Annotated in this window: 8 protein-coding genes; 1 reads left to right on the top strand and 7 read right to left on the bottom strand. The window is 53.5% G+C overall.

The genetic code is table 11. The annotated features are described in order from the left end of the window. Nucleotides 1-117: 117 nt before the first annotated feature. The 4 genes from dbpA to ACNKU7_RS15210 form a co-directional block, all read right to left on the bottom strand. Nucleotides 118-1,515, bottom strand: coding sequence for an ATP-dependent RNA helicase DbpA (gene dbpA, locus ACNKU7_RS15225; protein WP_418297853.1), 1,398 nt, complete (start codon nt 1,513-1,515; stop codon nt 118-120). 496 nt (nt 1,516-2,011) lie between these two features. Next, nucleotides 2,012-3,385: a nucleotide 5'-monophosphate nucleosidase PpnN gene (ppnN, locus tag ACNKU7_RS15220; RefSeq protein ID WP_418297852.1), complete on the bottom strand. Its 1,374-nt coding sequence runs from the start codon at nt 3,383-3,385 to the stop codon at nt 2,012-2,014. Between the two features lie 206 nt (nt 3,386-3,591). Next, the gene (locus tag ACNKU7_RS15215; RefSeq protein WP_418297851.1) at nt 3,592-5,931 is read right to left on the bottom strand and encodes a glycosyl hydrolase family 18 protein; all 2,340 of its coding nucleotides are present in this window, start codon (nt 5,929-5,931) and stop codon (nt 3,592-3,594) included. A gap of 84 nt (nt 5,932-6,015) precedes the next feature. Beyond that, nucleotides 6,016-6,321 (bottom strand): hypothetical protein, encoded by a 306-nt coding sequence (locus tag ACNKU7_RS15210; protein ID WP_418297850.1) that lies wholly within the window; start codon nt 6,319-6,321, stop codon nt 6,016-6,018. Between the two features lie 84 nt (nt 6,322-6,405). Between ACNKU7_RS15210 and ACNKU7_RS15205 the strand changes: the two genes are divergently transcribed. Continuing rightward, nucleotides 6,406-7,776: a hypothetical protein gene (locus ACNKU7_RS15205; RefSeq protein WP_418297849.1), complete on the top strand. Its 1,371-nt coding sequence runs from the start codon at nt 6,406-6,408 to the stop codon at nt 7,774-7,776. Nucleotides 7,777-8,032: 256 nt separating this feature from the next. Here ACNKU7_RS15205 and ACNKU7_RS15200 read toward each other — a convergent pair whose 3' ends face one another. The 3 genes from ACNKU7_RS15200 to ACNKU7_RS15190 form a co-directional block, all read right to left on the bottom strand. After that, on the bottom strand, nt 8,033-8,212 hold the full coding sequence (locus tag ACNKU7_RS15200) for a hypothetical protein (RefSeq protein ID WP_418297848.1): 180 nt from the start codon (nt 8,210-8,212) through the stop codon (nt 8,033-8,035). Nucleotides 8,213-8,224: 12 nt separating this feature from the next. After that, a complete protein-coding gene (locus tag ACNKU7_RS15195) occupies nt 8,225-8,398 on the bottom strand; it encodes a peptidoglycan-binding domain-containing protein (RefSeq protein ID WP_418297847.1) in 174 nt (57 codons plus the stop codon). Nucleotides 8,399-8,556: 158 nt separating this feature from the next. After that, nucleotides 8,557-9,024, bottom strand: coding sequence for a GNAT family N-acetyltransferase (locus ACNKU7_RS15190; protein WP_418297846.1), 468 nt, complete (start codon nt 9,022-9,024; stop codon nt 8,557-8,559). Nucleotides 9,025-9,102: the final 78 nt, after the last annotated feature.

Raw genomic sequence — 9,102 nt, 5'->3', positions numbered from 1 at the left:
TATGTTTGCTGGCGCTAACATTGTAACCATTTGGGCTTCAGGCTTTTTCAGTTTTCCCAAACTATGGGACAGCAGTGCCCGTTTGGGGCCCTTTTTTTGATGCGATTTTTCGGGTGTTCAAACGCCCACGATCCGCGCCCGGAAACTCCGCCCTTTGATCTTGCCATTGCCAAGCTTGTTCAGTGCTTTTTTGGCCACCGGGCGTTCTACGGCCACAAAGGTCGAAAAGTCGAACACCTGGATCTTGCCGATCTGTTTACCGTCAATGCCGCCTTCGCCGGTCAGCGCGCCGACCACGTCGCCCGCGCGCACTTTCTGTTTTTTGCCGCCGTCGATCTGCAGGGTCGACATGGTGGGGCGGGGCGGGGCAAAGCCCTTGGGCAGCGGCGGCACTTCCTGCAATGTAATCGGCTGCTGCAGCATCTCTTCCAGCCGCTCCACCTTGTAGATTTCCTTTTTGCTGACCAGCGTCAGGGCAATGCCTTTCTGGCCTGCGCGACCGGTACGGCCGACCCGGTGGGTATGCACTTCCGGATCCCGCGACAGATGGTAGTTCACCACCATGGGCAGCTCTTCAATATCCAGCCCGCGCGCGGCCACATCGGTGGCGACCAGTATCGAGGCGCTGCCATTGGCAAACAGGGCCAGGGTGCGGTCGCGGTCTTTCTGTTCCATATCACCGTGCAGGGCGAGGGCAGCAAAGCCGGCGCTTTTCAGGGACTGGGCAGCCTCGTCGGTTTCCTTCTTGGTGTTGCAGAACACCACGGCGGAGGACGGGCTGTAGCTGGCGAGTAACTGGTGCAGTGCAGCGGGGCGCGCTTCGTTGTTCTCGACCCGGTAGTATTTCTGCTCGATGGTGCTTTCGGTGTGGGCGGTGGTCACCTCCACCTTGATCGGGTCGTGCAGAACCCGGGTGGCCAGCGCGTCGATGGTTTTTGGGTAGGTGGCGGAGAACAGCAGGGTCTGGCGTTCCCGCGGAAGCTCAGCGAGGATCTGGTCCAGTACCGCCTGGAAGCCCATGTCCAGCATCCGGTCGGCCTCGTCGAGTACCAGTGTGTGTACCTCGCTCAGGTCGAGGTTGCCCTTGCGCAGGTGATCCTCGATACGGCCGGGGGTTCCGACCACAATATGCGCGCCGTGCTTGAGTGAGCCGATCTGGGGGCCGAATGGCATGCCGCCGCACAGGGTGAGGATCTTGATATTGTGGATCGCGCGCGCCAGCTTGCGCAGCTCCCGCGCTACCTGATCCGCGAGCTCGCGGGTAGGGCAAAGCACCAGGGACTGTACCCGGAACCGCTCAGCCTTGAGCTTGTGCAGCACCCCGAGGCCGAAGGCGACGGTCTTGCCCGAGCCGGTTTTGGCCTGCCCGATCACATCCTTGCCGCTCACAATCGCCGGCAGGGCGGCTGCCTGGATCTCAGTCAGCTGCTTGTAGCCGAGATCCTCGAGGTTCTTGAGGAGTGACGGCTGCAGGGGCAGGGATTGGAAGTCGCGGGGATGATTAGTGTCGGTCATGGTCGCAATGGCGCTCGGTCGGGGGAAAAACGGGGCATTGTAGGTAAGAGCCGGCCAATTTCCCACCAATTTCCGGAAGCGGATTGCGCGGAGCTCCCCCGCGGTTTGAGTTCCGGGGGGCTGATGGTATTTAGACCGCATAGCCATGTTTGGCCAATAGCCAGTACGGCGTTGAGAGGGTGGATCCACTTCCAGGCATGCGAGTTGATGGAATCTGTTGGCATTCGTGACGTTGCTGCGCAGGCGCTCTTCAGGCTTACGTTGTGCGCATGGAGAATGGTTTACATGCTTCGTGACAGGATGTTGTAAAGGGCGTGTTGTACCCGTTCAAGTAGATGGTTTTTTGTCACTTGGTCACCTGAAAATAATGACTCAAACCGAGATGACTTTATGGAAACTGCAGACGCTACATCGGTAGTAACCGATGAAATTGCGTTGCCCACATACTTCAGGAAGAAGGAGCTGTTGGGGGCCCACATCCGCATTGCACTTATGGTCATTCGCGACTGATCCGGTAGCACGGGATATAGGCCTTGCCCGGCAGCTTCATCCGCTGCTGCTTCACAAAGGATTCCAGTAGGCCATCCATGCTGTGCATCAGGGCCGGGTCACCGCAGAGCTCAAATGGCCCGTTTTTCTCCACGTTGCGAATGCCTTCGTCTTTCACATTGCCTGAAACAATGCCGGAAAACGCGCGGCGCAGGTTGGCGGCGAGCAGGTAGGGTTCCTGATTGGTGTGCAGCGCAAGCTTGCGCATGTTCTCGTGGGTTGGGGTGAAGGGCCGCTGGAACTCGGTGGACACTTTCAGCTTCCAGTTGAAGTAAAACGCATCGCCGGCATCCTTGCGGTATTGCTGTACCTTTTCTATCCCTGCCGCCATCTGCCGGGCGACTTCCTGCGGATCATCAATAATAATCTGGTAGCGGGATCTGGCCGCTTCGCCGAGGGTGGCCGCAATAAACTGGTCGATGCGGATAAAGTAATCCGCGGCGCTGGCCGGCCCTGTGAAAATCACCGGGAAGGGCTGCTGTTTGTTCTCTTCGTGCAGGAGTATACCCAGCAGGTAGAGAATTTCCTCTGCAGTGCCGGCACCACCCGGGAATACCACAATGCCGTGGCCAGTGCGCACAAACGCCTCCAGGCGTTTTTCGATATCCGGCATGATGACCAGCTGGTTGACGATCGGGTTTGGCGCCTCCGCGGCAATGATCCCGGGCTCAGTGATGCCGAGATACTGTCCGTGGCGCTCGCGCTGCTTGGCATGGCCGATGGTGGCGCCCTTCATCGGCCCCTTCATGGCCCCCGGGCCACAACCGGTGCAGATATCCAGATGCCGCAGCGCCAGCTCGTAACCGACCTTCTTGGTGTAATCGTATTCTTCCTGGGAAATAGAGTGCCCACCCCAGCATACCACCAGCCGCGGTATACGGTTGCGGTCAAAGGTGCCGGCGTTGCGCAGGATATGAAATACCGCGTCGGTCACGCCCTGGGCGGAGACCAGGTCGTAGCGCGGATCACCGGTGATCTCACTGCTGACATAAATGATGTCCCGCAGCACCGCAAACAGGTGCTCGGCGATACCGCGAATCATCTTGCCATCAACGAAGGCGCTCGGCGGAGCGTTTTTCACCTGCAGCTTAACGCTGCGTTCTGTGGGAAGAACGGAAATATCAAAGTTGGCAAATTTTTCCAGCAGTTCCTTGCCATCATCCATGTAGCCCCCGCTGTTGAGAACTGCCAGGGAGCAATTGCGGAATGTCTGGTACTGCGGGCCGCGGCTGTCGTCGGTGAGTTTATGGATTTCGTATTTGGACAGGATGTCGAACTGCCCTGTTGGTGATACTTGTGCGTCGACGAGATCAATGGACATACAATCCTCGAGTAATGCTATAAACCGCGACAGTGCTACGGGCACTGGGCTGTGGCTCTTGACGGAAATCGTGAGAAGCCGATGTCGTTCGCTATCAGATTACTCCACCGATAGAGCTAGGTGCCAGTACAGATGAATATTGGCGTATAAATCATTGGTATCAAGTGTATGCCGGCATTTGCCCCAAGCGGATTTTGGGCCCTGGTTCAAAACCAGTCTGGAAACTCATTCATCAGTGCGTTAATTCGGGTTTTAGAGACAGGAACCTGGTGCCCGGCCATCATGAGAATCCATTTCTTGTTTTGCCTTTCGGCGGATAAGACCTGTCTGGGATTTACCAGATAGGAGCGGTGAACAGGGTGTAGTATGTCAGGGAAATACTGCCTGATATGGCGCAGGCGAAGATAGACATAGCAGGGTTCACGTTCATTACTACAGTAGATACCGCTATATCCTTTCTCTCCCCGAATAAATAGCAAATGATCTTTTCTCTTTGCGATCTGGTAGATATCAGAGAGAAGTTGCGGTTGCCTGGTTAACTCTCGCAATTGTTGGCGAGCGGAAATCAATTGCTGTGATAGGGCGCGGAAGTAAGCTTCTTCCTGGTTGGATAGTGGAGAAACAAACTGTATGTGTATTTTTTGATCGGCAAGATCCGGGCTACATACAACACCATGGCGCCTGTCGGCCGATAGTTGAATCGGCCTGTCGGCCTGGATTTCAATGTTGAACCCCCCAATGTCTTCTCCTTTGACCAGGCTATCGTCCAGGTAAAGGCCTAGGGATTCTATACGGGAGTCCTGATTTAGAAAGTGAAACAAGGTCTCGAGCATTTTCTCCAAACTGGTTTGTTGACCAACCATACCCGTAAATTGCGCTAGTGATTGAAGTTCACATACTGTTGTTTTTTCTTCGCAGTCGATATCGTTTAGTGGACTGACCCTGTTAATTTGTGGCCTACCAAGGGTCGGTCTGGAGGACGAAGGTTTCAGGTGTACTGGGTTTTCGTTTGCGACCGACCACAGGGGAAGCATTTGATACTGAAGTTGAGCGCTACTAATTTGGAGTTGGTGCAGTGCTTGTTGGCTGGACGTTGGGAGTTTTCGATGCAGCGTAGTGGGCGGATGGCGAAGTAAGAAAATCAGTTGCTCCAAATGAGAGGGCAACATTCTGGTAGATTTCTGGATGGCTACAATAGATTGAATTTCCTGCTGCCTGGCTTGCCGTGCTTTATTGAGCGTAATAAAGCCATAGCTGCCGATCATTCCGATCAGCATGCTTACGAGCCACACCCAATGCTCCCGCAAGCTATCGACCAGTTCAAACCAGAACGCCTCTTGTGCATAAAAGTAGCGATGACCCTGTTTCAGCAGGCTGGATTCATTGGTTGTGTCACTGGGTAGATCCCAGAGAGCAATGCCGGCGAGATCGCGCTTGGATACATAATGCAGCTTTTCGACCAGTGAGCGAGGCTCTTCAATGCTGATAAACTGCCTGGTCTCGGGCTGCCAAGCATAATAGCTCTTGGTGTCGTCATCCCAGTGTGACTCAAACTGGTCGCGCTCCAAAAGCGTTTTTAGATTCAGGTAGGGGACTGTGCCCGTTGCGCCCGTGGTTTCATTATCCCAAATGGTATAGATAGGGCCCTCGGCAGGCTGGTAAAGGCCCTCTTTATAGGGGGCGACTTTGTTCCAGCCAGCACCGGTGGCCGATACGCGCATCACCAGCTTGTCTGGCGGGGCGCCTTCCTCTATTAGTTTGGTTATAGTTCCATCGATGCTTGGAGCAGGACTGTTTGGACTTTCGTAGAGTGGGCTGGAGTGACCGGTTTTTGAGTTCCACGGGCCGGTGTAGTCACTGGTGAGTGGAATGTAGGCATCAATGTAACTGTTTAAACGGGGGAATGGCCAATTGGGGCGCTGACGGGACAATACGGGAACAGTCAGGAAAAGTGGGCAATTGTTACAGGCTTTTTTGAACTGCTCAGCGAATTGCAGCAGATACTCCAGATCTGCAGGGCTTTTTTCCGACCCTTCCGGGCCGCCGATAATGGGATACCGCCAGTCAATCTCCAGGCCATCAAAACCATAATGTTGTATCAAAGCCAGACTGCTGCTTAAAAACTGATCGCGTTTTTCAGGAGCAGAAAACAAGCTTGAAAAGTGTGATGACCCAAACCAAGTCCCCACGGAAAAGAGAATCTTTAGCTCGGGATTTCGTTCTTTTAGTGTTCTGATCGCTGAAAAATTGCCTTTCCCAGGATCGTTATCATTGATTTGAGCCTGTCCGTAGTCCGCGAATTGGTCGAATGAGACCAGGGCTCCATCCTGATTCACATTGACACTGCTATAGATCAGGTGCGTCAGGAGTTCGACACGACTTTCTGCCAGCGTAGATGGATCCCTGAAGGTCGACCAGTAGGGGTAATAGCCAATGATCAGCGGTTGGTTATCCGCTGTTGCCTGGTTGGGTATTGGGTAAATCAATAGAATCAAAATAAAGAGAAAAGGGCGGGATGCCCAATTTTTACTGCTGATAACGGCCACTGCTTTCCCTGCTACTCGATGTCCTTCCTATAAACCAATACCGAATCCAGTGATGAACTGTGTTCAGGCCTTATAGGCGAGTGGTTAATCCTCGCGGGCAATCGTATGTATTTTCCTTCCTGTGAAACAGCGTGAAGTGCGCCGCCTTGCGAAATTTGTGACAAGGATAGAGTTTCGTTCTTCGCTGTTGGCGCCAAATTGTTTCCAGAAGAATACTTCTCCGGTTTCGTTGGTGAATCGAGGTTCCATAGATATTTCATAACTTATTGAAATTGCGGGAAAAATTTTTACCGCCGGAGCAGTTGGTAAAAACCGGGCTTTGCGGGGGTGGTGGCACAGAGGCGTCTGCATAAACTCGGCTCTGGCGTTGGGGGCGGCAAGTGATGTCAATTCACTTTTCCCTTTTCAAACTAAGAAGATCCCGTACGCGCTACTCGACCAAATCGATAACAACGACAAGATATTGGAATCTCCATGAGCAAATTCACACTGAAAAATACCGCTCTAGGTACGGCATTGGCCGGGCTCACTTTAATGCAGGCGGCTTTCGCGGCCGATGTATCGCCCAGTCAGTTGCCTCCAGCCGGAGTTGCGGTGGATCAGGCCCCATTATTTGTAGCGATAGCCTTTGATGATAACGGATTGGTTGATAATGGCACTCCCAAACTCCCCACGCTGGGCGGTCAGGCGTGGGTGCTGAACTTGTGGGCGCGCTTAAAAAACCCCGCTGGCAATGGCAACCTGGCCAACTTCGATGGCCAGGCGCCTCATACCACTTTTTTCAACTGGTGCTCGTATATCACCAGCGACAAGATGAACGCGAGTATCGTAAAGCAAAGTTGGCACAGCGCCATGCTGGCTGGGCATGAAATGGCTAACCACACAATGGGTCACCTGGAGGAAAGTGGTGAGCTGGATACTGTCGGCTGGACGCAGCAGGTTGAATCGTGCAGTGCGCTCATGACTAATCCGTTTAATCCGGATGAAGATACCTCGGAACCAGAAGATCAAAATGGTATCGGTGCCGCTTCAGTTGTTGGTTTCAGGGCGCCGTACTTGAGATACAACGGGAATCTATTCGATGTGTTGTTGAATAGTGGGTTTAAGTATGACGCCTCGATCGCTGAGGGGTACCAGCCGGAGCACGATGGTACTAATTTTTACTGGCCGTATACATTGGACAGTGGCAGCCCGGGTGCAGACCTCTTTGCAGGCTGGGGTATAAAACCACAAATTGGACAATACCCCGGGCTTTGGGAAGTGCCCACCTATGCCATGATCGTTCCACCTGACGAGCTGCTGGGAGAGTTCGGGATCGACTATTCTTTGCGCAGCAAGCTTGCTGAAATTGTGCCTTGGTTTGATGTGGCCTCCGGAAAGATTGAATCCAGTGACTACAACCTGTTTTATCAATTTGGTCTGAATAAAGCGGAAGTGCTTGCGATTCTTAAGTACACCCTGGATCTGCGCCTGTCGGGTAACCGTGCTCCGCTAACATTTTTGGCGCATAGTGATTACTACGCGGATATTTTTGACGGCTGGGCAGCGACCACTACGACGGCATCAGAACGTCGGGAAACCATCGAAGCATTTTTGGCTTACGCATTGGCAAAACCGGAAGTTCGGTTGGTAAGCCATGCAGAACTGGTTGATTGGATGGCGAAGCCGCAAGCCTTGAATGCGGAACACTGCTATCACGATGCGTGGCAAGCAGATCGTGCATATGTTACCGGCGACAAAGTGATCTACAAAAATGCCCAGTGGCAAGCCAGTTGGTGGAGCTTTAATGCAAAACCACAGGATGTCCAATGGGGATCTTGGGTAAAAGTAATGGATTGTGAATAATTCTTCCAAGCCTGCGTGTTAAACGCGGGCACCCCTTCCTGCAAAGGATTGCAGGCTTTGATTGGCCAGCCCTTGAGGGGCTGGCATTTTTGTCTCTAGCCTCCGCTTAGTTTTAGCGAGGATATACATGAGCCAATATCCTGCTGCTAGAGTATCGTTTTGGCATTGAAATCGTGGACCAAGCAAACAAGCTTTCTGGCGTGGATCGGTGAGTGGTTCTTAGTGGTGTTGGTACGCGGAGTGATCCGTCGCTAGATCAAGGGGTAATCTTCATTTCACTGGTTTTTAGGTCTATTTCGACCATCCGGATGCCCTGACTCTCAACGGCAGCGACGGCCTTCACTGCGGCGATATCGGCGCCGAGGGTTTCGGCTGCATTTTCCTGCAGCGCCCTGTGCGTTTGCCCGTTGGGATCGACGCGGCCGTCGGGATGCACTAAACCCACCACCTAGCACTGGAACTCGGCGATCAGCTCGATGGTGTTCGGGCCGCACTTTCCGTCCACATCGATCGGCAAGTGTGGTGTGAGTGATGCAATATTCTGGTTGAGCAGGGTCTGGACTACGACAACATCATTAAATCTGTTTTCAGCGCCACTCCCTACTGAATCCGTTAGCTTCATGTGAAAGCCTCCTTCCTTCGTGGGTATGGCCAAAGCAGTTTTCCGCATGACTCAATGATCTGGTCGAAGTGACCAGGCAGATTCGGTTGTCACTCTGGCAATACTGGATCCAGTTTCTTTAACGGGCGGTTTACGAATATTTCGCGGGGTGTGCCGTATCAGGGCAGCACCATCTCTATATGCGGAATACCGTCTTCGTCGTAAGGCTCTGAAACCTGCTCAAAGCCCAGGTCTGTATAGAATTTCTCAAGGTACAGCTGTGCTGAGATACGGATTGGTGATTCGGGGTATTCCCGCTGGGTGTTTTCAATGGCCGTGCGCATCAGCTCCCTGCCGAGACCTGTGCCCCGTGCAGAATGGGTTGTCAGCACGCGACCGATGGAAGGTTCCGGGTACTTTTTCCCGGGGAAGACCACACGCAGGTAGGCCAGTAGCGTGGGTGACTCTGTCGTGTAATCCCAGCAGGCCAGATGCCACGCGCACTGGTCTTTGCCGTCGGCGTCCTGGTAGGCGCAATCCTGCTCTACGACGAAGACTTCCTGGCGAATACGCAGGATTTCGTAGAGCTCGGCGGCGCTGAGCTGGTCAAAGGTGGACCAGCGAAAACTAAAGGGTACGGTGGGCATGGTGTTGGGTTGATTACGCGGGCTTTTTATAAGTTGGGTCAATATAGCGTTAATTGTGGTGGGGGGTGAACCCTTTGG

The organism is Microbulbifer weihaiensis (assembly GCF_048323715.1).
Lineage (GTDB): Bacteria > Pseudomonadota > Gammaproteobacteria > Pseudomonadales > Cellvibrionaceae > Microbulbifer.
The sequence above is the reverse complement of the archived record's forward strand: the minus strand, read 5'-3'. Positions and strand labels throughout refer to the sequence as shown.

Excerpts from the sequence above, each read along its gene's own strand:
- dbpA (WP_418297853.1), bottom strand. The coding sequence starts at position 1,515 with ATGACCGACACTAATCATCCCCGCGACTTCCAATCCCTGCCCCTGCAG.
- ppnN (WP_418297852.1), bottom strand. The coding sequence starts at position 3,385 with ATGTCCATTGATCTCGTCGACGCACAAGTATCACCAACAGGGCAGTTC.
- ACNKU7_RS15205 (WP_418297849.1), top strand. The coding sequence starts at position 6,406 with ATGAGCAAATTCACACTGAAAAATACCGCTCTAGGTACGGCATTGGCC.
- ACNKU7_RS15195 (WP_418297847.1), bottom strand. The coding sequence starts at position 8,398 with ATGAAGCTAACGGATTCAGTAGGGAGTGGCGCTGAAAACAGATTTAAT.
- ACNKU7_RS15190 (WP_418297846.1), bottom strand. The coding sequence starts at position 9,024 with ATGCCCACCGTACCCTTTAGTTTTCGCTGGTCCACCTTTGACCAGCTC.